The sequence below is a fragment of the Gammaproteobacteria bacterium genome (assembly GCA_030949385.1).
Classification (GTDB): domain Bacteria; phylum Pseudomonadota; class Gammaproteobacteria; order JAUZRS01; family JAUZRS01; genus JAUZRS01.
The window spans coordinates 236,667-259,611 of record JAUZSP010000006.1; the positions used below are offsets into that span (position 1 = coordinate 236,667).

Annotated in this window: 18 protein-coding genes and 1 pseudogene; 17 read left to right on the forward strand and 2 right to left on the reverse strand. The window is 50.8% G+C overall.

What is annotated here, in order from left to right:
- Nucleotides 1-19 precede the first annotated feature (19 nt).
- The 5 genes from Q9O24_08485 (at nt 20) to Q9O24_08505 (ending at nt 9,740) form a co-directional block, all read left to right on the forward strand.
- Complete coding sequence (locus Q9O24_08485; protein ID MDQ7075170.1) at nt 20-973, forward strand: S49 family peptidase; 954 nt, start codon at nt 20-22, stop codon at nt 971-973.
- 9 nt (nt 974-982) lie between these two features.
- Nucleotides 983-1,405, forward strand: a complete 423-nt coding sequence (gene tsaE, locus Q9O24_08490; GenBank protein ID MDQ7075171.1) for a tRNA (adenosine(37)-N6)-threonylcarbamoyltransferase complex ATPase subunit type 1 TsaE — start codon at nt 983-985, stop codon at nt 1,403-1,405.
- Nucleotides 1,406-1,538: 133 nt separating this feature from the next.
- Nucleotides 1,539-2,756 carry an N-acetylmuramoyl-L-alanine amidase gene (locus Q9O24_08495; GenBank protein ID MDQ7075172.1) on the forward strand — a complete coding sequence of 406 codons (1,218 nt, stop codon included), beginning with the start codon at nt 1,539-1,541 and terminating at the stop codon, nt 2,754-2,756.
- A 250-nt stretch (nt 2,757-3,006) separates the two neighbouring features.
- Nucleotides 3,007-7,665, forward strand: a complete 4,659-nt coding sequence (locus tag Q9O24_08500) for a DUF5011 domain-containing protein (GenBank protein ID MDQ7075173.1) — start codon at nt 3,007-3,009, stop codon at nt 7,663-7,665.
- 53 nt (nt 7,666-7,718) lie between these two features.
- A complete protein-coding gene (locus tag Q9O24_08505) occupies nt 7,719-9,740 on the forward strand; it encodes an LTA synthase family protein (GenBank protein MDQ7075174.1) in 2,022 nt (673 codons plus the stop codon).
- Here Q9O24_08505 and Q9O24_08510 read toward each other — a convergent pair.
- Nucleotides 9,732-10,679 (reverse strand): PDC sensor domain-containing protein, encoded by a 948-nt coding sequence (locus tag Q9O24_08510; GenBank protein ID MDQ7075175.1) that lies wholly within the window; start codon nt 10,677-10,679, stop codon nt 9,732-9,734. The genes Q9O24_08505 and Q9O24_08510 overlap by 9 nt on opposite strands.
- Nucleotides 10,680-10,866: 187 nt before the next feature.
- On the opposite strand from Q9O24_08510, the gene Q9O24_08515 reads away from it, so the two are divergent.
- From Q9O24_08515 to Q9O24_08540, 6 genes are all read left to right on the forward strand, one after another.
- The gene (locus Q9O24_08515; GenBank protein MDQ7075176.1) at nt 10,867-12,249 is read left to right on the forward strand and encodes a class II fumarate hydratase; all 1,383 of its coding nucleotides are present in this window, start codon (nt 10,867-10,869) and stop codon (nt 12,247-12,249) included.
- Between the two features lie 6 nt (nt 12,250-12,255).
- A complete protein-coding gene (gene cmoA, locus Q9O24_08520; GenBank protein MDQ7075177.1) occupies nt 12,256-12,978 on the forward strand; it encodes a carboxy-S-adenosyl-L-methionine synthase CmoA in 723 nt (240 codons plus the stop codon).
- Between the two features lie 119 nt (nt 12,979-13,097).
- Nucleotides 13,098-14,075, forward strand: a complete 978-nt coding sequence (locus Q9O24_08525) for a phosphotransferase (GenBank protein MDQ7075178.1) — start codon at nt 13,098-13,100, stop codon at nt 14,073-14,075.
- 58 nt (nt 14,076-14,133) lie between these two features.
- Nucleotides 14,134-14,388 carry a type II toxin-antitoxin system Phd/YefM family antitoxin gene (locus Q9O24_08530; GenBank protein MDQ7075179.1) on the forward strand — a complete coding sequence of 85 codons (255 nt, stop codon included), beginning with the start codon at nt 14,134-14,136 and terminating at the stop codon, nt 14,386-14,388.
- A complete protein-coding gene (locus tag Q9O24_08535; GenBank protein ID MDQ7075180.1) occupies nt 14,385-14,810 on the forward strand; it encodes a type II toxin-antitoxin system VapC family toxin in 426 nt (141 codons plus the stop codon). Before Q9O24_08530 ends, Q9O24_08535 begins: the two co-directional genes overlap by 4 nt.
- Nucleotides 14,807-15,706, forward strand: coding sequence for an inositol monophosphatase family protein (locus Q9O24_08540; protein ID MDQ7075181.1), 900 nt, complete (start codon nt 14,807-14,809; stop codon nt 15,704-15,706). Before Q9O24_08535 ends, Q9O24_08540 begins: the two co-directional genes overlap by 4 nt.
- 191 nt (nt 15,707-15,897) lie before the next feature.
- Here Q9O24_08540 and Q9O24_08545 read toward each other — a convergent pair whose 3' ends face one another.
- Nucleotides 15,898-16,329 (reverse strand): hypothetical protein, encoded by a 432-nt coding sequence (locus tag Q9O24_08545; protein ID MDQ7075182.1) that lies wholly within the window; start codon nt 16,327-16,329, stop codon nt 15,898-15,900.
- Nucleotides 16,330-16,518: 189 nt separating this feature from the next.
- Here Q9O24_08545 and Q9O24_08550 point away from each other — a divergent pair, with 189 nt between their 5' ends.
- The 6 genes and pseudogenes from Q9O24_08550 to pseB all read left to right on the forward strand — a co-directional run bounded on the left by Q9O24_08550 (nt 16,519) and on the right by pseB (nt 22,936).
- Nucleotides 16,519-19,863, forward strand: a complete 3,345-nt coding sequence (locus Q9O24_08550) for a M4 family metallopeptidase (GenBank protein MDQ7075183.1) — start codon at nt 16,519-16,521, stop codon at nt 19,861-19,863.
- Nucleotides 19,844-20,542: a hypothetical protein gene (locus tag Q9O24_08555; protein MDQ7075184.1), complete on the forward strand. Its 699-nt coding sequence runs from the start codon at nt 19,844-19,846 to the stop codon at nt 20,540-20,542. Before Q9O24_08550 ends, Q9O24_08555 begins: the two co-directional genes overlap by 20 nt.
- A gap of 39 nt (nt 20,543-20,581) precedes the next feature.
- Nucleotides 20,582-20,938: pseudogene (locus Q9O24_08560) on the forward strand (gamma-butyrobetaine hydroxylase-like domain-containing protein).
- A 30-nt stretch (nt 20,939-20,968) separates the two neighbouring features.
- The gene (locus Q9O24_08565; GenBank protein MDQ7075185.1) at nt 20,969-21,205 is read left to right on the forward strand and encodes a MoaD/ThiS family protein; all 237 of its coding nucleotides are present in this window, start codon (nt 20,969-20,971) and stop codon (nt 21,203-21,205) included.
- 89 nt (nt 21,206-21,294) lie between these two features.
- Complete coding sequence (gene ssb / locus Q9O24_08570) at nt 21,295-21,828, forward strand: single-stranded DNA-binding protein (GenBank protein ID MDQ7075186.1); 534 nt, start codon at nt 21,295-21,297, stop codon at nt 21,826-21,828.
- Nucleotides 21,829-21,928: 100 nt separating this feature from the next.
- Entirely contained in the window at nt 21,929-22,936 is a 1,008-nt protein-coding gene (gene pseB, locus Q9O24_08575; GenBank protein ID MDQ7075187.1) for a UDP-N-acetylglucosamine 4,6-dehydratase (inverting), read from the forward strand.
- Nucleotides 22,937-22,945 lie beyond the last annotated feature (9 nt).

Sequence of the window (22,945 nt, forward strand, 5' to 3'; positions counted from 1 at the left end):
TTACAAGTGAGTTTTAAGTATGAGTGAGAAGGAAAAAGATCAAGAGTGGCAACAAGAGTTGATTACCCGTTTGGCGTCATCGGCGCTGACGGAGCAACGGCGTTCTCGGCGTTGGGGTATTTTTTTCAAACTTCTGATGTTCAGTTATTTGATCACGGTTTTGCTGATGATTGCTGAACCTGAATGGCTAGCCGAGCCCATTGAGAGCGGCAAACACACGGCGGTGGTGGATCTGGAAGGGGTGATTGCACGCGGCCAGAAGGCCGATGCAGACCGAGTCATTAAGGGCTTGACGGCGGCCTTTGAGGATGAAAACAGCGCGGCGGTGATTTTGCGCATCAACAGTCCGGGCGGCAGCCCTGTGCAGTCGGGTATTATTTACGATGAGATGCGTCGCTTGCGTAAAAAGTACCCTGAAACGCCGCTGTATGCGGTGGTGGACGATGTTTGTGCTTCGGGCGGCTATTACATCGCGTCGGCTGCCGATAAAATTTACGCCGATCAGGCCAGCATTGTGGGTTCCATCGGGGTACGGATGGACGGTTTTGGTTTTGTTGAGGCGATGAAGTCCTTGGGAGTGGAGCGTCGTCTGTTGACCGCAGGCAGCAATAAGGCGTTGTTGGATCCGTTTCTGCCGCAAAAAGCCGAGCAGAGCGCCCACATTGAGACGTTGTTGAATGAAATTCACCAGCAGTTCATCGACAAAGTCAAAGAGGGGCGAGGGGATCGCCTTCAGGATGACCCTTTGCTGTTCAGTGGTCTGATCTGGAGTGGCGCTGAAGGGGTAAAAAAAGGGTTGGTGGATGCGTTGGCCAATGTCAATGAAGTGGCCAGAGATGTGGTGGGTGAGGAAAAAATAGTCAACTTCACTGAAAGCGATGATCTGTTAACGCGCTTTTCTGATCGTCTGGGTGCCAGCATGATGAACCTATTTTCTGCTTCCAACAGCACTGCGCCGCAGTTATTGCCGTAGGTCGTAACGATGGCGCGCGTTGAATACATGCCGGATACAGGCGAACAGATGGAGGCTTTGGGGCTTGAGTTGGCTCAGGGGTGTTCGGCTCCGGCGGTGATTTTTTTGCAGGGGGAGCTGGGTGCAGGGAAAACCACTTTGGTGCGTGGTTTTTTGCGTGGCATGGGTTATCAGGGCGCGGTCAAAAGCCCCACCTACACCTTGATCGAATCTTATCTGTGCGGTGATGTGACCTGTTACCACTTGGATCTCTATCGTCTGAATGACCCTGAAGAGTTGGACTATCTGGGCTTGCGTGACATTTTTGCAGAAAACACCGTCTGTTTGATTGAGTGGCCGGAGCAATTTGTCTCCGTGTTGCCCTTGCCCAGCCACAAAATTGCCATTGAATACCGTCAATCAGGCCGTTCTGTGCGTATTGAGACAACGTAAATTTCCTAATTTACTGCAAAGCTTTAACAATATGCTCTATCTTCTTGAATTAGATTGAATAAGTCATAGGGTTTCTACTACAATTGTGGGTAGTATGGAGTTATGCTGTTTCGATAAATGATGGAGTATCCCAATGAATAAGCCATTTTCCCTGAAAAAATTCTCTGAACGTCGCCAGTTTATGCAGCGTTTAGCGGGTTTGGGTGGCGTGGCTGCTCTGGGTCTGTTGCCACAAAACGTGTTGGCAAAGTCCCAAGCAGGCGTTAAAAAGTTGCGTCTTTCCAGTGATGGGGAGAGTTTGCGTTTGGTGTTTGATCTCGATGCCCCCGTGCGTCACACCCTGTTCTCTTTGAGTGGACCAGAGCGGGTGGTGATTGATCTGGATGATGCACACCTGTTGCAGACCTTGCCCAACGTGGGTAACGCTGGTGGCATTTTAAAACGGGTGCGCAGTGCGACTCGGGAAGGTAAAAATTTGCGGGTGGTATTGGACCTAAACCACCGCGTACGTTCAAAAAGTCAGTTGCTGCGTCCCAATGGCCAACACGGTTACCGTTTGGTGATTGATTTGACCGACAATCGCCTCTATTCAAAACCGAGTAAAAAACTCAAGAAACAGGATAAAAAACCTTTACGTAAGTTGGTGGTGGCCATTGATGCCGGTCATGGCGGTCGAGATCCTGGAGCGACGGGCTACAATAAAACCCGTGAAAAAGACGTTACCTTGGCGGTGGCGAAAAAATTATACGTTTTCCTTAAAAGAGAAAAGGGGATCAAACCGGTGATGATTCGCAATAAGGATCAGTACATCAGTTTGCGTGATCGAGTTAAAAAGGCTCGTCTGTATAAAGCCGACCTGTTGGTTTCTGTGCACGCCGATGCCTATCGGGATAGGCGTGCCAAAGGCGCTTCTGTTTATGCACTGTCGCTTAACGGTGCCAGTTCTGAGGCTGCTAAATGGTTGGCTGACAAAGAAAATGCCGTTGATCTGCTCGGTGGTGTGGCGTTGAATGACAAAGACGATCTGGTTGCCGAGGTGTTATTAGATCTGTCACAAACCGCCACGATTCAATCCAGTTTGGATGTGGGTAGCGATGTGTTGAAGAATCTGAAAAAAATCGGCGGGGTACACAAACGTCGGGTGCAACAAGCCGGTTTTGCTGTTTTGAAATCGCCTGATATTCCCTCGATTTTGGTGGAGACGGCGTTTATCTCCAATCGAGAAGAAGAGCGAAAATTGCGCAGTCACAAACACCAACAACGCCTTGCTCGTGCCATTTTGAAGGGCGTTAAAGGCTATTTGTATCGTAATGCCCCTCCTGGGACGGTGCTTTCTACGTACAACACGTGAGTTTTAATTTCCACGCTTGCTATTCTGCCTAAGCCTCTTGGTTGCCTTTTTAATCGATCCGTTCTGGATCGATTTTTGCTTTTTCATCATGATATTTATTCCTTTCAGATTGATCTTCGTGTTGGAAAGCAAGAAATTAATAAGTTGAGTTGTGCGATTCTGCTCGCAGATAAGGGACTGCCGTGCGCTAGAGCGGATTTTGTGCGGTCAGGGACTCTGGGTAACAGAGAAATAGGGAGGTGGAAGTGTGATGAATCGTTGGTGTTTTTTATTATTGTTGGGCTTTGGGAGTGTTGTTTCGCAAAGTGCAAGTGCAGCAGGAGTCATCGAAACCGTTGCAGGCAATGGTCTGCGGGGTGTGGCCACGAGCAATGTTCTGGCAACCTCAAATCCGTTGAATTTCCCACGTGATGTGTTGCTTGATGGTTTTGGCAATCGTTACCTTGCTGACAGTGGCAATCATCAAATTCATAAAATAGATGCTGCGGGCGTGATGCGCATCATTGCTGGAACGGGCGTGGCTGGGTTTGCCGGTGACGGTGGTTTGGCTAGCGCAGCGCAACTGAATACACCCTATGATTTGGCGCTGGATAAAAATGGCAACCTCTACATTGCCGATGCGGCCAACCATCGAATTCGTAAAGTGACCCCAGCGGGTGTGATCAGTACGGTTGCTGGGACAGGCATCGCGGGCTTTTCTGCTGATCTGATTCCCGCCACACTCTCCAAGTTGAATTTTCCAACAGGAATTGCTGTGGACGATGGGGGGGATTTCTATATTGCCGATTCTAAAAATCATCGGCTGCGTAAAGTGGACAGCAGTGGCACCATCAGCACTCTTGCCGGTAACGGTGTCTCTAATTTTACCGGTGATCTGGGTTTGGCCGTGAATGCCAAATTGAATCTGCCCAGTGATGTGGCCTTGGATGACCAGAATAACCTCTACATTTTGGATCGTTGGTACGGTTATGTGCGCAAAATTGATGCCGTTAGCGGCATCATTACCACCCTTGCGGGCAATGTTGCTAATGGAGCCGTTCAGTGTGCTCCGCAACCCTGTTACAACGGCGATCAGATTCCAGCATTGCAAGCGGATTTGAGCGAGCCGTCCGGCCTCTCGGTGGATCGCTGGGGCAATGTGTACGTTGCCGATACGGAAAATCATCGCGTGCGGCGCGTGGATCAACACGGTGTGATCACCACCGTGGCCGGTACGGGAGCGCTCTATTTTAACGGCGATGGCATTGCCGCTGATACGGCATCGGTTTATCGTCCTTTTGCGGTGACGGTGGATCAACAGGGTTTTCTCTTTATTGCTGATAAGGACAACCATCGGATTCGACGTGTGGCACTGGATCTTGCCGCCCCCTCTGGTTTAATCAGCACCGTGGCCATCACCAATGGTTTGAGTGTGAACGTCAGCGCCTCTTGCAGTGATGACCTCAGTGGTTGTCTGGAGATGCGTTTGAGTAACGATGGCCTAAACTGGGCTGCTTGGCAGGCTTATGCTCCCAGTGTGAATTGGATTTTACCGGCTGGAGACGGTTTGAAAACGATTTTTGCGCAGTTCCGCGACGGTCTCGTGCAAGAGTCTGCTGTTGTCAGTACCTCGCTGTTGTTGGATACGCTAGCCCCGCCAGCACCACAGATTGTGAGCCCAGTTCATCCTACTTACAGTGCCGCAGCGAATCACATTTTGTCGGGTCAGGCGGAAGCGAACAGTACCGTTGAGCTGTTTGCCAACGGTGTTTCTGTTGCTTTGGTGAGTGCGGATGCCGGTGGTCAGTGGCAAATATCGCATCTGTTTCTTGAAGGGCATTATTCGATCAGTGCCACGGCGATGGATGTGGCAGGTAATGTGGGTGCAACAGCCGCTGCGGTGACGCTGTTGATTGATCAAACAGCACCCCAAATTACGCCACCACTGAATCACCTTTTAGAGGCGACAGGCGTAATCAGTACGTTGGTCTTAACGCCGCCAACGGTACTGGACACCTCGCCCGTGACCTTGAGTCACAATGGGCTGAATGGGTACCCTTTGGGTGTCACCTCCATTACTTGGACAGCGGTGGATGTGGTTGGTAATCGTGCTACGGCGATAGAGACGGTGACCGTAGTGGACACTCAAGGGCCTTTGATGGGGCTGAATGGCAATGCCAATGTGACCTTAAAAATCAGCACTCCTTACCAAGAGTTGGGAGTGACTGCTGTTGATTTGGTGGATGGGGATGTGGGTGCGTCAGTACAGGTCAGCGGTATGGTTGACCCTTTTACCTTGGGTAGTTACACCCTGCGTTACGATGTTCAAGACAGTCGAGGTAATGCTTCTTTTGTCTTAAGAACGGTGCAGGTAGTGCCTTTGCACGTTCCAGTGATCACGCTTAATGGTGGCGATGTCACCTTGGAAGCGGGTGATGATTATCAGGATGTCGGTGCCACGGCGCTGGACGATTTGGGTAATGATTTAAGTGCCAATGTGGTGGTTAGCAGTACGGTTAATATCTATGTTCCTGGGATTTATTCGGTGCTCTATCAGGTCAGTGATCAATTTGGCAATTCTGCGCAGTTGAGTCGGGTGGTGACGGTGTTGGATCGTACGCCTGCGTCGCTGTCGTTGTTGGGTCTGGCCAATGTGACTTTGGAAGCGGGTGAGCTTTATCAAGAGGCGGGTGTCATTGCAACCGATATTGTGGACGCTGATCTTAGCGCAGCAGTACACATCTTAGGGCAGGTCAACAGTGCGCTGCCAGGCAACTATCAGTTAAATTACAGTGTGCGTGATGCAGCAGGAAATTTGAGCGTGCCTGTGCAACGCACGGTACAGGTGCAAGACACCACTGTGCCTGTGTTGACGCTGCCAGCAGACGTGATCGTGGTGACGGAGATGCTGTTGACGGCGGTTGATTTTGGTCAGGCTACAGCAAACGATCTGTTTCCAGTGAGCCTCAGCCACGATGCGCCAAGCCGTTTTCCTCTTGGTGAGACCCTTGTCACTTGGGTGGCCAGCGATTTTTATGGCAATCAGAGTCAAGCGCAGCAGAAGGTGACGTTGCTGGATCTCACTGCGCCCCGTCTCACCTTATTGGGTGAGGCGTCGTTTTCTATCTTGCAAGGTGAGCTTTATCAAGAGCCTGGTTTTGAAGCGTTGGATCAGGTGGAGGGAGATCTCTCTGCTCAGGTTCAGGTGAGCGGTCAGGTGGAGAGTGAGGTGGCTGGGATTTACACCTTACGTTACGGCGTCAGTGACAGTTCGGGCAATGCAGCCCCCGAGCTGATTCGTACGGTCTGGGTGATTAGTATTTTGGATACTGATGGCGATGGCATTTTGAATGAGTTTGATCTGGATGACGATAACGATGGTCTGTCAGATCGGGTGGAAGGTCTGTTAGACAGCGATGGTGATGGTATTCCTGATTATTTGGATCTGGACAGCGATAACGACGGCTTGCCGGATCTACTGGAAGCTTTGGGTGTGGATGAGGGCAACGACGGTCTATGGGATCAGTTTGTAGACCTCAATGGTGATGGTCTTTCCGATGGCTTGTTGCTGATGCCGTTGCAGCCGATGGATACGGATAACGATGGCCTGTCCGATTATCTCGATAACGATTCAGACAACGATACCTTGATGGACATCATTGAAGCCGGTGGTATGGATTACGACAACGACGGTCGAGTGGATCTATTTATTGATCAGAACGGTGATGGTTGGTCGGATCAATTCATCGCTCAGCCGCTGCCGATGTTGGACAGCAATCAAGATGGTGTGGTGGATCAACTGGACAATGATCTTAAATTTGCTCTGAGTACCTCGGTGACGGGAGTGGGCAGCGCGGAACCCTTTTGGTTGTTGATGCTGTTTTCTCTGTTGATTTTGCGGCGGAAGAAATTGGCGGCGCTCTCTTTTTTGCCGATGTTGGCTTTTTCACCGGTCAGCTACAGTCGGACTTCCACTGCTGTCGATGCGAACCTTGAACCGTTACCGAACCCAACCTGGTCTCTAAATATTTTGACTGGCATCAGTCGTTTGCAGCCGAGCCGTACCCAGTTTGGCGTTGATATAGTAGACAATCGTTCCACCGCTTTGGGTGTTGCAGTCGGTTTCCAATGGCATAAAGAGTGGTTACTGGAAGGTTTTGCGCTGAATCTGGGAGAGGTGCGTCTCAAACATCGTTTGGCGCAAATTGGCGAGCTGGGCAGTTTGGCTTACAAAGCCTATGGTTTGAGCCTCGAATACCTGATTCAGCCGCCGAAAAAAAAGCTGCGACCTTATCTAAAAGGAGGGTTGCATATGTTGAGTACTGAGGCTACGGATTCGAGAATTGCATTACGCAATTTGAATGACATCGGCATCCATTGGGGTGCCGGTTTTTTGTGGCCAATCAATTCTCGGTGGGGCATTAAGCTGGATTACAGCCACTTTGATCGTGATGCTCAAGTGTTGGCGCTGGCGTTTCAGGCGCGTTGGGATCGCTCTTCTAGTGTGGTGAACACCGTTTCGCTGCCACCCCCTGTTGTCGTACAAAGGCAGGTGGTTGAAGTTAAAGAAAAACCTGTTCAGGTTGAGCCGTTGTTGATTCAATTTCGAATCGGTTTTGCCTACGATCAGTCTATTTTATCTAAGGCGGAGCAGACAGTTTTGCACGCTCTGGCTTTGCAGTTGCTCGAACGTGATGGGGCGATTTTATTGCTGGAGGGACATGCGGACAGTCGTGGCAGTCAAGATTACAATCAACGTCTTTCTGTAGAACGTGCCGATGCGGTGCGGGATTATCTGCTTCAGCAAGGGGTGAGTGGCCGTCGTTTGCAAGTCAACGGTTATGGTGAGCGTCAGCCGTTGCGGAGTAATGCAACGGTTGCTGGGCGGACAGAAAATCGACGGGTGGAAATTCGCACTCTGTTGCCTTAATGGCTTAAAATGGTGAGCTCTGCTTATCCACTGTTCAGTTAAGGTTTTTTTGTATGTCTGGTCAGAGCGACTCTTTTTGGCATTCTCGCCGTTTGCGTTTTTTATTCTTTTTAACTCTCTTTCATTTTGCTGCCTTTCTGCTGTTTCGGCTTGGCTTTTTGTTCTCCTTTTGGCCGTCTGATTCGATTTCGTTTGTCAGTGCGGTGCAAGCCTTTTATCTGGGAGCCAAATTTGATCTGCGTTTGGTGATGCTGCTGAGTTTGCCAATTCTGTTTCTGGCCGCCTTGCCACGGTTTAATCTGCTGCATTCGCTCTGGGTACGCACATTGGGGCAGCTCTATTTAGTGTGTGTCATGGCTTTTATTTCGTTGGCCTACTTTCTTGATTTTGGTCATTACGCTTATTTGAAAGAGCGCCTGAACGCCTCTGTGTTGCGTTTTGTTGATAACCCTGAGATCTCCGCCAGTATGTTGTGGCAGAGTTACCCCATAGTAAAAATAACCTTGTTATGGTTGCTTTTAGTGGGCTTATACGCCTTTTTTCTGCATAAATTGACTCAGCGTTTTTTGACTGGAAAAGCATCTGATTTACGTTGGCGTGAGAAATTAATCGCGGCGCTGCTGGTGTTCGTTGTCATGGTGTCGGGGCTGTACGGCAAATTATCGTGGTATCCGTTGCGTTGGAGTGATGCCTTTGTGGAGAACAACGCCTTTGCCTCGGCGTTGGCGCTCAATCCGATGCTGTTCTATTTTGATACGCTGAAATACGAGGTGGCTCAGCCTTACGATGCGGAGCAAACGCGCTTTGCTTATCCGTTAATGACCCGATTTTTAGGTTTGTCGCAGGGTGAGGCGACAGAGCCGCTGAGTTATCGACGTGAGGTGGTGAGTCAACGTAAACCAGCGAAACAACCCAATATTGTTTATGTGCTGGTGGAGTCTTTGGGCGCGAATCAATTGGGCTTGTTTGGTAACACGCTGAATGCCACCCCCAATTTGGATCGTCTGGCGCGTGAAGGGCTGTTTTTTGATCGTTTTTATGTGCCAGTGGGTGGCACGGCGCGCTCGGTGTTTGCCTTGCTGACCGGTATCCCTGATGTTTCGCCAGTGCGCACCGCCAGCCGCAACCCGTTGATCGTCAATCAGCAGATGTTATTGAGTCAATTTGAGGGTTATGAAAAGTACTATTTTATCGGTGGTAGCGCCAGTTGGGGCAATATTCGGGGGGTGTTGCAAAACAACATCAAGGATCTAAATCTTTACGAAGAGGGGCGTTATTCCGCCCCCAAAGTTGATGTTTGGGGCATTTCGGATCTGGATCTGTTTCGTGAAGCCAGCAGGGTGTTTGTTCAGCGTGATGCAGATAAACCGTTTATTGCGCTGATTCAGACCGCCGGTAATCACCCGCCTTTTACCATTCCTGAAGATAATTTGGATTTTGAAATTAAAGCCTTACCCGAAGATAAAAAGCAGTGGCAAGGTTTTCCCTTGCAGGGGCGTTACAACGGTGTGCGTCTGGTGGATTATTTTATCGGTGAATTAATTAAATTGGGTGAGCAGGCGGGTTATGGCGAGAATACGATTTATGTTTTTCATGGTGATCACGGCATTACCAGCAGCCCCTCGCCGCACATGGGTAAAGCCTATGATGCTTTGAATTTATTCACTTACCACACGCCGCTGATTATCTACTCACCAAACTATGTGCAGCCTCGGCGTATTTCTCAGGTGACCAGTGAAGTGGATGTGTTCCCGACCTTAGCCGGTTTGGCCGGTTTGAGTTATAAAAATACCACCTTGGGACGTGACGCACTGCAACGAAATGAGAATGCCGATTCGTTGGCTTTTCTTTATGGTTTTAACAGTCGTTTGGGGGTGATGAGCGAGCGTTTTGTCTCGGCTACGGATTTTAGAGCCGAGCAGAATAAAACGTATTTGTATGATCTGGATAGTGAAACACCGGCTCTGGACGTGGCGGCAGAGTTTCCTGATGAAGCGCAGCGCCTTGCAGAGTACGGACGCGCCTTTTATGAAACCGCCCGTTACATGCTCTATTTTAATGGCGGATCAAAATAATTCGCCAAACCAGAAGTTTATGCCGCGTTTGAGAAATTCATCAAAGCGCAGGTAGTGAGTGCCGTCGCAAGAAAAATTGAGCGCCACCATGCCGTTGCAGAGGTTTAGCGAAAGAGAGCGCAGATAAACCGTTTCATCGGCAAAACGCAGCTGCTGCCCCATTTCCAAAATGGGTAAAATCTCATTGGGAGCCACAATAGCCTGTTGCAGATAAGGGCGACGTGGGTAGGCGAGACAGGTGTCGGGATCAATTAACTCATCGAAATTGAGCAGTCGATAGGCGTACGGGCTGTCCAGCGCCCAAATGGTGGCACGGCTGCTGGAAAAATGCAGTTTGCAGTGGAACACGCCGTGGTTGACCATCAGTTCGTTCATCAGCGGCAGAATGGTGTCGAGGTTGCCATCCATCGCGCTCTCCGCTCGCTGCTGAGCAAACAGGCCGCCACGAATGGCGGGGTCGCCTTTGATCTGTCGCCAATCTTGCGACTCTTGGTAAATTTCCTCGGTGCCTGGCAGTTCACGCAGGTCGTAATCCGCCCCGAGAAAACCGATGTGTTGCTGCTCAGCATCTCGAATGACATGAATGGCGGTCAAGGAAGGGCGTTTGTTGTTGCGGCTGATGTAAGCTTCGGAGAGTTTAAAATCGGTGCTGCCGATAATGTCTTGCATGTAAGGACGGTCGAGACGATCACGGCCAAAATGAGCTTCATCAAGGCCGTCATCGGTGACGTTGTCGGTCAACTGAATGCCGTTTTGATCCATTATATAGAGGTGTTTGCAGCGAATTTCAGTCAAAGCCTGTTGCAGCATCTTCTCTAAGGCGGTGCGATCATGCAGTTGTGTGGCGCTGTTTTTGGCCAAAGTGCGCATGCTTTTGCTCAACAGAACTGCGAGGTGTTCACGCTGACGGTAAATGGCTTCTTTTAAACTGCTGCTCATGAGGCGTCCATAAAGTAAACAAAGTCTTAATTATACCCAACTGTTGTGACGGGCTGGTGACTTTTTTGTTTACTTTGTTTGGGGCTGATTTATGGAACGCTCCTTTGTGGTGCAGAAGATTAGGCCTGTGGGCGGGAAACCGCTAAACTGCGCCCATATTTGTCTGTGATCGGTTGGAGGAGGTGTTATGAGTCAGGTGAAGTTTCGCAGTGAACACGACAGCATGGGTGAGCTACAGGTGCCGAAAGAGGCCTTGTATGGGGCGCAGACCCAGCGAGCGGTGGAGAATTTTCCCATCAGTGGGTTGCGCCTGCCTCGTGAGATGATTCGTGCGTTGGGGCTGTTAAAACACGCTTGCGCGCAGGCCAATTTTGATCTGGGGCTGCTCAGCCAAGATCGCTGCGGCTCGATTCAAAAGGCGGCACTGGAGGTCGCCGCCGGTCAACACGACGCTCATTTTCCGGTGGATATTTTTCAGACCGGTTCCGGTACCAGCTCGAACATGAACTGCAACGAAGTGGTGGCGCATTTGGCCAGCGAGTACGGTCATAAGACGGTGCATCCCAACGACCATGTGAACATGAGTCAAAGTTCCAACGATGTCTTTCCCAGTACGATTCACATCGCCGCTGTTCTGGCGCTGCACGAACAACTGCTGCCTGCGTTGGTGCAGTTGGCCGAAGCCATTGAGGCGCGTGCCGACGAACTAAAAGATAAGGTTAAAACCGGTCGCACCCATCTGATGGACGCGATGCCGGTGCGTATGGATCAAGAACTGGGGGGCTGGGCGGCGCAGATTCGCCACGGCATTGAGCGCATTGAAGCCTCTTTGCCGCGTCTACTGGAGATCGCCTCCGGTGGCACGGCGGTGGGTACGGGCATCAACGCTCATGCTGAATTTGGTTCGCGGGTGGCGCGGGTGCTGGCCGCTGAGAGCGGTTTGCCCTTCGTGACGATGGAGAACTATTTTGAGGCGCTGAGCTGCCAAGATGCGGCGGCAGAGATGAGCGGCCAGCTAAAAGTGGTGGCCATCAGTTTGATGAAAATCGCCAACGATCTGCGCTGGATGAACAGCGGGCCGCTGGCAGGGCTGGGTGAGATCGCACTGCCTGTGCTGCAACCGGGCAGCAGCATCATGCCAGGTAAGGTAAATCCGGTGGTGCCGGAGGCGATCTGCATGCTGGCAGCACAGGTGATGGGCAATGACAGCGCGATTACCGTCGGCGCGCAGGCGGGCAATTTTCAGCTCAATGTGATGTTGCCGATGATCGCGTATAACTTGTTGCAGAGCATCACCCTGCTGGCCAATGGCAGTCGTGTGTTGGCAGAAAAAGCCATCGCGGGTTTCACGGTCAATGATGAGCATTTGAGTCACGCTTTGGAGTGCAATCCCATTTTGGTCACGGCGCTGAACGGCGTGATTGGTTATGAAAAAGGCGCAGCCATTGCCAAGCAGGCGTATCGTGAAAACCGCCCTGTTCTGGAGGTGGCATTGGAAAATACCGATTTATCAGAGGTGGAATTGAAACGTCTGCTTGATCCGGCCAAATTAACTCAAGGTGGGTTGTAGGCAGCGGTGAAGGTTAAAGATCAGATTTACCAGCAGCCGTTGACGGAGGTGGCTGGGTTCAGTTTCGATGCGGCGGTGGCGCAGGTGTTCCCCGATATGATTCAGCGTTCGGTGCCCGGTTACCTCACTCTGGTGGAGAACATCGGCGTGATCGGCGCGCAATTTTACCAAACAGGCAGCCGTTGTTACGATCTGGGCTGTTCTTTGGGGGCGGTTAGCTTTTCTTTGCGGCGGCAAAATCCGCAGGTGCCCATTGTGGCGGTGGACAACTCCGAGGCGATGTTGGCGCGTTGCGATGAACATCTGCGCCGTGCTGGTGAGGGTGAGAACATCGAGCTGCGCTGTGCCGATATTACTCAGCTAAAAATCGAAAATGCATCGGTGGTGGTGCTTAATTTTACCCTGCAATTTGTGGAGTTGGCGCAGCGTGAGGCGTTGTTGGCGGAGATTTACGCCGGTTTGAATCGTGGCGGGGTGTTGATTTTATCGGAGAAAATCGCGCTGGAATCGGCAGAAAAAGAGCAGCGGTTTGTTGATCTGCACCACGGCTTTAAACGCGCCAATGGTTACAGTGATCTGGAAATCAGTCAAAAACGTTCGGCGCTGGAGAATGTCTTGATTCCTGAGACCGTGCAGCAGCATCAACAGCGGTTGCAGGCGGTGGGGTTTGAATCGGTTGAGGTTTGGTTTCAGTGTTGGAATTTTGTTTCGTTGTTGGCGGTGAAGTGAGTTTTTTAATAAAATTGGATAGAAAATTTATAGGAGTGAATATGACAGATAAAGCGATTTTTTGGCGGGTTTGTGATGGTTTTGTTGATAATTGGGACGTTCTTTCTGATGTATAAAATATGTCAATACCTCTGAATAAAATCATTCTTAAAACCACCAAAGCTACAGACCTCTTCGACGCTGGCACCATTCAAAGCCTCTGGAGCGGTTACGGCAGCATCGACCGTTACGGCTTGATCGGTTCATCTCGCAGCAGTGTGGTGGTGAAACACGTTCGTTTGCCGGATCAGAGTCAACACCCACGGGGCTGGGACAGCGACCGCTCTCATCAGCGAAAAGTACGCTCCTACCAAGTGGAGAGCGAATGGTATCGCCAGTGGTCGGCTCGTTGTGGCGAGTCAGCGCGTGTGCCCGAATGTCTGGCATTGGAGCAGCATGAGGGTGAGTGGTTGATGGTTTTGGAGGATCTGGACAGCTCCGGTTATTCGCAACGCAAAGATCAGGTGACGCTGGATGAGATGCGCGTCTGTTTGAGTTGGTTAGCCCATTTTCATGCGCAATTTATGGGCGAAACGCCAGCGGGTTTGTGGCCGGTGGGCTGTTATTGGCACTTGGAAACGCGCCCTGATGAGTTGGCCAGTATGGAAGAGGGGGCGCTGAAAGAAGCCGCTGAGGCGTTGGATAAGCTGTTAACGACTGCGCCGTTTCAAACCGTTGTTCATGGCGATGCCAAATTGGCTAATTTCTGTTTTTCCGCTGAAGGTGATCTTGTGGCCGCAGTGGATTTTCAGTACGTCGGTGGCGGTTGCGGCATGAAAGATGTGGCTTATTTTATCGGCAGTTGTCTGAATGAATCGGAATGTGAGCGTCTGGAAGACGTCTTGTTGACGCATTATTTCTCTGCTCTCAACGTTGCTTTGTCAGAGCACCAACCAGAGATTAATCCTGATGAAGTGGAGGCCGCTTGGCGACCCCTTTACCCCGTGGCGTGGACGGATTTTTACCGTTTTCTCAAGGGCTGGAGTCCTGATCATTGGAAAATTCACCGTTACAGTGAACGACTGGCCAAAGAGGTGGTTGCGGCGTTGGCTTTTTGACAAACCTGAAAATAACGATTAGTGTCTAGTCATACTGGTTTGATTTGGGGGTGTGATGATGAAAGACAATACGTGGCAATTACAGGAAGCAAAGAGCAGGTTTAGCCAGTTGGTTGAAGATGCCATGCACAAGGAGCCGCAGATCGTGACCAAACACGGTGATAAAGCGGTGGTGGTACTTTCTTTTGAAGAGTACACAAAAATAACCAAACCAAAAACGGATTTAGTCGATTTTCTGCGCGATTCTCCTCTGGCTGAGTTGGAACTTGAAACAATCCGAGATAAAAAATTACCGAGAGAGATTGATCTGTGAAGTATCTGTTGGATACCTGTGTTATTTCTGAAGCAGTCAGACCTAAACCGAATAAAAACGTGATTCAATGGTTGCAAAAACAGGATGAGTCAGCACTTTATCTGAGTGTACTCACCTTTGGTGAAATTGAGAAAGGCATAAAAAAATCGTCTGATGAGATTAGAAAAAACCGTTTTAGATTATGGCTTGAGAATGATTTAAAACAGCGTTTCAAGGGACGAGTTTTACCCATTGATCTGCGTGTTGCATCAAAGTGGGGTGAAATACAGGGTGCTTCAGAGATCGTGGGTAAGCCCTTGCCCGCCATTGATGGTTTGATTGCGGTGACGGGTTTAATCAATCACTGTGTGGTGGTGACGCGCAATATTTCAGATATGCAGCAGAGTTCAGTAGAGCTTTATAATCCTTGGGAAAACAGTTGAATTTTAACGTTCAACAGTTAAATGAATTAAAACAACTGGCGATTAAAGCCGCCCTTGCCGCAGGGGCGATCATCAACGCTCATCGTCACAGCTCGTTTCATATCCAGCAAAAAGACATCGGCAGCAGTGCCGCGTCGCAGATCGTGACCGAAGTGGATCACAAAGCCCAAGCGGCCATTCTGGCCATTTTACAGCCCAGTTGTTTGTTGTATGACTTGGCTCTTTTGACTGAAGAATCCAATGACGATGGCCAGCGTCATCAGAAAGCGGCTTTTTGGTGCATTGACCCTATGGATGGCACCTTGGCTTTTGTGAAGCAGGTGGCTGGTTTTTCGGTCTCCATTGCGCTGGTGGCACAAAATGGCACAGCATGGATTGGAGTGGTTTTTGATCCCGTTACCGAAACGATTTTCAGCGCTGTTCGGGGGCAGGGAGCGTATAAAAATGGCTGTTTAATGCAGCGGCCTACATTGGATCAGGCTCAGCCCTTGGTGTTAACCACTGATTTCAGTTTTCAGCAGCATCCGTGGTTGCAGCAGACCCAAACGGGGTTAGAGGCCATTGCGAATGCTTTGGATTTGCCGGGCGCTGAAATTCGTTTTCGCATCGGTGCGGTTCTTAATGCGTGCCATCTGTTAGAAACGCCAAATCACTGTTATTTTAAATATCCACGAGAGGGTGCCAGCGGGGGCAGTCTGTGGGATTACGCCGCCACTGCCTGTCTGTTTCATGAAGTAGGTGCGGTGGCATCAGACATTGAGGGGCAACCGCTGGAGCTGAATCGTTTGGCTACGACCTTTATGAACCATCGTGGGTTATTGTATGTTGGTGATGAGAGCGTGGCTGAGCAGATTATGGGCTTGTATCGGCAAATCATAAACAGTGAGAAAGGTTGATGTCGCTCGAATCTATTGCAACGTTTTTTGTGATTGTTCTTGTGGCCACGGCAACACCGGGACCGACGATGCTTTCAACTCATCATAAACCAACTCGACTTTTTGACACGATCTGTCCAAACCCAACTTGTCAAAAAGTATGTTCATCAAATGTTGGTTGAATTTCTTACGTCGCCACAAAGCAATGGAAATCACCGAAGATTCGGAACTGTTCTCCGAGCATCCAATGCGTACGCCGTTCGACTTTGAAGATCAATACGGCAAATCAACGACAGTTCCAAACCGACCATCGCCTGACCCAAAGCGCCGTTATAAAACCAGCCCAATCCTGCCGTTTTCTGGCCGCTTTTTTTCATAAAGCTGGCATCAATGGCGGCAATTTGATCGTTCTCTTGTGACAGCTCTTGTTGAAGCAGACCTCCGTTGAATTGAGCAAAATCAAACGAACGCCGAAACCAGCGTGACAGACGTTTTTCATGCAACGAACTGTAACGGCTTAAAGTACGGAAAGTAGCTTTGCCTTGAAAAACCATCAAAGCGGAAAACAGAGCTGCAAGAAAAAGACGTTGCGGTTTTTTAATGCTGGACAGGGAGAGCAAAACAGATTCTACTACGAATTCCACAGGCGGCCTTCTTTGATTGTCGCTTTTAGAGAATCGTATTTTTTCAGAATCCGCTTGTAGTTCCTACCTTTTTCCCGCTAAAACTGTCCGAAGTATTGGAAAATAAAGCAGGTATAAAATTGTTGTCTACACTGTTTGCTCTCTGGCGAAGAAGTTGCACCTCTCCTTTGAAAAATAGGAGGGGGTGGGATGGATTACAAAGCGGGTTTGTTGTTGGGGTTGTTGCTGAGCTGTTCTCATCTACAGGCCATGCCGGAGGTATTGTCCATTGATGCCGCACCGTGGGCAGCGGAGTTGCTGGATTCAGCTGCCGTTTTACCCACCGCGCCGATCAATCAGCGCAGCAAACGCCCGATCAAGGTCAACCACACCCAACTTACCCAACAGTTGAGATCGGCACTCTTTCAACCTTCTGAGCCAAAAATAACCCTATTGCAGCAGAGAAGTTTGGCGCGCTTGGCGCAGTTCAGTGGGGGGGTGAATCCGGCGCATTTTAATCCAGACAACGGCACGCCGACGGCGCTGCGTTTTTTACTGCCTGCGGCAAACAAAACCAACATAAGAAAAAAAGCCAGCGCAGAAACCGTGGCGCGGCGCTTTTTAAACGACTTTCGTGAGCTGTTAAAACTGTACCAGCCCGAGCAGGAGTTGCTGCTGCTGCGCAGCAGTACCGATGCGCTGGGCAATCGCCACCTGCATTTTCAACAGTTGCATCACGGTGTGCCGGTGTGGGGTAAGCAGTTGGTGGTGCATCTCGATGCACTGGACCGAGTGTTCTATTTTAACGGTCGTTATCAGCCCTCGTTTGTCACCGCACCCCGCCGCGTGCAACTCTCTGAGCAAGAGGTGAAAGAGCGTGTTTTGGCTGACCTGAGAATTGTTAAGGCGTGGCAGATTAAGCTTGAACAGGTGATTTACGGCGATAACCCCCCCCGTCTGACTTATCGCGTGGATGTGAACCCCACGCTGGACAGTCGTTGGCTTTATTTTGTTGATGCCAGCAGCGGTGAGATTTTGCATCGTTTAAACAATCTACATGAGGCTGTGCAGCGCAGCAGCGGGGTTGATCTGTTGGGGCGAGCGCAGACCTTCAGCAGTTGGTCACAAGACGGTTTCTCTTACTTGATTGATCCGCAGATCCCTCTCAATGATCTGCAACCCGCTGATGACCCGGTTCTCAATGGCCCGAAAAGCAAAGGCGATACCTTTATCTATGATGCTCAGCAGGGGGATGGCACACAGCTGGAATTTGTCACACAAAACGGGAGTTGGGATCCGGTGGCGGTCAGTGCGATGGTACACACACGGCAGGTGTACGACTATTTTTTGCAGCAGCACGGGCGGCAGAGCTTGGATGATGAAAATAAAAATTTGCTGGTGGCAATACATTTTGGTGATCGTAAAGACAACGCCTTTTGGAACGGCAGCATGATGGTCTACGGCGATGGCAATACTCTGTTTGAACCGTTGGCCAAGTGTCTGGATGTGGCGGCACACGAAATGACCCACGGGGTGATCGAAAGCTCGGCCAATTTGCGTTATGAAAATCAGAGCGGGGCGCTGAACGAATCCTTTGCCGATGTGTTTGCCGCGCTGGTGGATGATAAGGATTGGCTGATTGGTGAGGACTGCACGTTGGCAGCGCCAAATTACCTGCGCAGTTTGGCCGACCCCCATCTGGGGCGGTTGCGCCAACCGAGCAGCATGGAGGAGTACTTGAATCTGCCCAATACCCCAGAAGGCGACAACGGCGGGGTACACATCAACAGTGGTATTCCAAATCGTGCTGCGTATTTGATCGCTGAGGCTTTGGGTGGCGATGGGCGACGTGTGATGGGAGAGATCTATTATCACGCTTTGACTCGCTACTTGACCTCTTCGGCGCAGTTTATTGATGCCCGTCGGGCGTTGATTCAGGCGGCTGTGGATCTCTACGGCAGCGGTTCGGCTGAGGCGCAAGCGGTGGCTGAGGCGTGGGATCAGGTGGGGGTGTTGGAGGGCAGTTTGAGTTCGGCCAGCGACAATCAGCCGCAAGCGGCTCCGCTGGTGGAGGGGGATCAGTTGATGGTCTATTTACGCCCCGAAGACGGCAGCCACGACGGCGGCGTTGATGAGAACTATTTTCTCTATCTGGATAATCTCAGTGATCCGGCAGCGGCATCGCAGAAGGTGAGTTTGCAGGCGGCCTTTTACAGCAAGGCGGCGCTGTTTACCGATCTGAGCGGCACTCATGTGTTGTTTGTGGGACAGGATCTGAACCTGTATCGCAGTGATCTGAGTCTGCCGCTTTTTTCGCGCACACGGCGTTTGACCACCGAGGGCAACCTCTGGAGTGTGGCGGTCTCGCCTGATGGCCAGTCGATTGCCTACACCACGGCGGCGCTGGATGACAATCGAATTCATCTGCTCTCTTATGCAGGCGGTGATGTTGAACAGCGCAGTTTTGCCATTCCACTGCCCAATTATCAGCAGGGTGGCGACAGCTCTTTGGGTTTGGTGCGCTACGCCGATTCGCTCAGTTTTGATTACAGTGGCAGCACTCTGCTGTTTGATATGAAGGTCTGTGTGCCGCAGCCGCAGCGCCCCTGTTTGGTGGAGAACGACGGTTCCGGTTACAACTACTGGTCGATTGGTTTTCTCGATCTGGCACGCTCAACGGCGGAAGTACCGCTGTTTCGGTTTCCCTTTGCTAGCCAAAATCCGTCGATCAGCTTGGGTTATCCGGTGTTTGCTGCCAACAGCACTTCGGTGATGGCGCTGGATTTGATTGAGCGGGATGCCAATGGGGTGCGTTCGCGGGTGGTGACCATTGATTTTGAAGGGCAACGCATCAATACGGTTTATGACTATGTGCGTTTTGGCCGTGATGAGCCTTTTTGGGGGGTGCCGAGTTTTTGGGGTGACGACCTCTCTTTGACTGTGCAGCAGCCTTTGAACAGTGCAGCAGAGGTCTCTGTTTGCCAAGTGCCTTTGGGTACGGAGAGCAGTGCTTGGGAGGGCGTGACCAGTGGGGTAACGTCGTTGAATTCCGCTGCGGTGGCCATGCCGATCATGCATCGTGCTGGGATGCGAGATTTGTCGGCGCGTTTGCAGGCCAGTTCGATGTTGTTGGATTTTGGCGAGGTGGCGCTGGGGGCGTTGAAAACACGCTTGGTGACTTTGCACAATGGCGGCAATCGCCCTTTGGATGTGATCTCCATTGAGTTGGATGACGATAATTTTCGCCATAACGGCAGCAATCTGCGTTTGCAGATTGGCGGCAGTGTCACCTTGGCGATCAATTTTGTGCCGCGCAGCTCGGGGGTGAAAACCTCAACTTTGCGTTTTATGACCACGGGAGAGCCGTCGGTTCTGTCGGTCTCTTTGAGTGGCAATGTGGTAGCGGTTGAGGGACAGGGAGGGGTCAGTGGTTTTGTGCTATTTGGCCTCTTATTGATATGGGGGCTTTCTTTGGCTAGACAAGTTGGGCGTGTGCAACGACAATGGGCGCGTTTTGGGAACAGTGGGAAGGGATGTGATTCCAGCAGAGATTAAAAAAATAGAGGCGGAGTTTAAGCAGCTACAGCAACGCTTGTTGCTTGAGCAGCCGGGTATTGCCGTCGAAGCACAGAAACTGTGGGATCGTTGGGCAGAGATGTCAGCGCAATTGCCTGCCGTGCCGCGTGCAGCGGATTCGGTGCAGGTGAGCGAACAAGGCGCAGCAATGTTGTTGCTGCTGGGTGAGCTTTCGTTGTTGCTGGAAAAACGCGGCTTGCAGATGTTTGCTGAGGCGTTTGAGGATCTCTGCTTTCCGTTGGCGCTGTGGCTGGTGAACGCCGGTGCGGAGCTGCATGAATTGCAGGGGGTGGTGAATGCGTTGGCGCGCTTGGCCAACAGCGTCAGTGATGAGCGAGTGCTGGCGGGTCTGTCGGCCTCCATTGGAGCCTTGATCCAGCAGGTGACGGCGACGGTCAGCCACGATATGGACAACGCCAATCCGAATCGACCTTGGCGTTTGCTGCTGTTGAATCGGGCTATTATCGCCACCCGCAGCCACGATCCGGCTCTGATGAAGGCGGCGTTTGATGCTTTAGTGCATCATTTGCCACTGGATGCGCCGTCGTTTTTCAGCGAGGGGATGCAACAGATGGTGGCACTGAATTACCCCGAGCGGGTGCGTAAGGTGATGAGTCACTACCACCAGCTTTTTTCTCAGCAGCAGCGTCTGCATTGAGACTTTTCTTATTAAATTGAGTGTTTTAGGTTTTTAGTTATGGCAAATGAAAAATTTTCCCACACCCCCACGGAATTGAAGCTGCATCGGCAGCAGAAAATGCTGGAGGTCAGTTTTGACGACGACAGCCACTTTGAGCTTTCCTGTGAGTATTTGCGGGTTTTTTCACCCTCCGCTGAAGTGCGCATTATCTTGGGACGGGGCGAGGTGGTGTTGGGTAAAGAAGATGTGAACATTGAGCGCATCGAACCCGTAGGTGGTTACGCGGTGCAGCTCCATTTTGATGATGGCCACCATACGGGCATCTACTCTTGGAAGACCTTGTATGAGCTGGGAGAGAAGCAGAGCAAAAATTGGCTGCAATACAAAGTGACTCGTTTGGAAATGCAACAGGCCAAACCGGAAAGTGGCCTGAAAACCTTGAATATGCTCTATTTTGTTGATTTTGCGACCAAGTTTCGTCGTGAGTCGGAAGAGATCAAGGTGCCTGAAAAGGTCAATACGGTGCAATTGCTGCTGACCCATCTGTGCAAACGCGGCAAGGTGTGGCAGGAGTGTTTGGGCAAAGGTCTGGTGAAGGTGACGGTCAATCGGCAGTTTGCCAACCCTGAAACCACGATCAAAAGCGGCGATGAGATCGCGCTGGTACCTGCGCCAGTGTGATAATTTTGCAGTCAGCACTACCCAGTGGTGGGCTGAAACTGCTAATATACGGCGCTGCGCCGAGGGGTGCGTTTTTCTATAAGGGGTGAGTGATGGCACGAGGCATTAACAAAGTCATTTTGGTGGGCAATTTGGGCAACGATCCCGAAGTCAAATACATGCCCAGCGGCAGCGCAGTGGCCAACATTACTCTGGCCACCTCTCGCTCTTGGAAAGACAAACAGACCGGTCAGCAACAGGAAGAGACTGAGTGGCATCGGGTTAGCTTTTTTGGTCGGTTGGCGGAAGTGGTGGGCGAATACCTGAAAAAAGGCTCGCAGGTCTACATCGAAGGCCGTCTGCGTACCCGCAAATGGCAGGATAAAGCCACCGGTGCGGATCGTTACAGCACTGAAATCGTTGCCAATGAGATGCAGATGTTGGGCGGTCGCACAGGCGGCAGTGCTGAATACCAAGCCCCACAACAGCAGTACGCACCAAGACAGCCACAACAAGCGCCGCAACAGCAGGGAATGCAACAGCAACAAGCGCCGCAACAGCAGCAGCAACCTGCGCAGCAGTCGGGTTACGTTGCTCCCAGCGGCGGCATGGATGGCGATTTTGATGACGACATCCCGTTTTAAGTGATGGTTTGAGTACGCTGTTTTATGAGCAAAAAACCCACCGCGTCGTGGGTTTTTTTCTGTCGATGATTTCTTTTCTCTTTTGGTCTGAGTAGACATTATGTTTCGTGATAAATCCATTTTAATCACTGGTGGTACCGGCTCGTTTGGTAAGCAGTACACCGACACTTTATTGAAACGGTTTCAGCCGAAAAAAGTCATTGTCTACTCACGGGATGAGTTAAAACAGTTTGAGATGCAGCAGATTTTTTCTCACGCTGAAATGCGTTATTTTATCGGTGACGTGCGTGATCGGGAACGCCTCACCGAAGCGATGCAGGGGGTGGATTATGTCATTCATGCTGCCGCTCTGAAACAAGTTCCGGCAGCAGAATACAACCCGATGGAGTGCATTAAAACCAACATTCACGGCGCTGAAAATGTCATTCAAGCGGCGTTGGCCAACAACGTGGAAAAGGTCATTGCCCTCTCCACGGACAAAGCCGCCAACCCGATTAATCTCTACGGGGCGACTAAATTGGCTTCGGATAAGCTGTTTGTGGCGGCCAATAACATGGTGGGCAGTCGGCGCACCCGTTTTTCGGTGGTGCGTTACGGCAATGTGGTGGGTTCGCGGGGCTCGGTGGTGCCGTTTTTTGATAAGTTGATTGATCAGGGCAGCGAACATCTGCCCATTACCGATGCCGCCATGACCCGTTTTTGGATCACCTTGCAGCAAGGGGTTGATTTTGTTTTGAAAAATTTTCAGCGTATGCACGGCGGAGAGATTTTTGTCCCCAAAATCCCCTCGGCGCGCATCGTTGATTTGGCCACGGCGATGGCACCGAAATTAGCACAAAAAATTGTCGGCATTCGTCCTGGTGAAAAACTGCACGAAATTATGTGTCCCTGTGATGATGCTCATTTGACGCTGGAGTTTGATGACCATTATGTGATCAAACCGTCGATTAAGTTTTATCATCAGGAGCTGGATTACACCGAAAATAATTTGGCGGAAAAGGGGCGTTTGGTGGCGCAGGGGTTTGAATACAACTCGGGTACTAATCCACATTTTTTATCGGTGCCAGAGATTTTAGAGTTTAATCAAGCGGCGCTCACGGAATTTTAACCGAGTTAC